Origin of the sequence: Paraburkholderia podalyriae, from assembly GCF_014397785.1 — a bacterium.
Lineage (GTDB): Bacteria > Pseudomonadota > Gammaproteobacteria > Burkholderiales > Burkholderiaceae > Paraburkholderia > Paraburkholderia podalyriae.
In genome coordinates, this window is record NZ_VZQQ01000322.1 from 1 (window position 1) to 279 (window position 279).

Here is a 279-nt window from a genome sequence, read left to right on the forward strand (position 1 = left end):
GAATTCGGGACTATGGTTCGGGCGGCCTTTACGGCTGCCAGGCCTCTGAGTTGGCTCTGACAAAATGGTGTCCACCACTTCGAAAATGATGGACATCACTTTGATGCCGATTCTTGCGCCCGTCTACGACGGCCATCGCGAGCTTGCAATTGCCCACATCCGTTCCGGGCGAGCTCATATCCGAGTTGAATGTCGGTAAGGCGCTGCATGCCGCGCCACATAACAGTATTGCCGGGAGGCGCGTCGTTGGCTCTGGCCAGATAACCGCCAAGGCGTGCG

Annotated in this window: 1 protein-coding gene; it reads right to left on the reverse strand. The window is 58.1% G+C overall.

Going from position 1 to position 279, the window contains the following annotated elements:
- Positions 1 to 95: 95 nt before the first annotated feature.
- On the reverse strand, positions 96 to 279 hold a 184-nt coding region (locus F6X42_RS43690), incomplete at its 5' end, for a hypothetical protein (protein WP_222945946.1).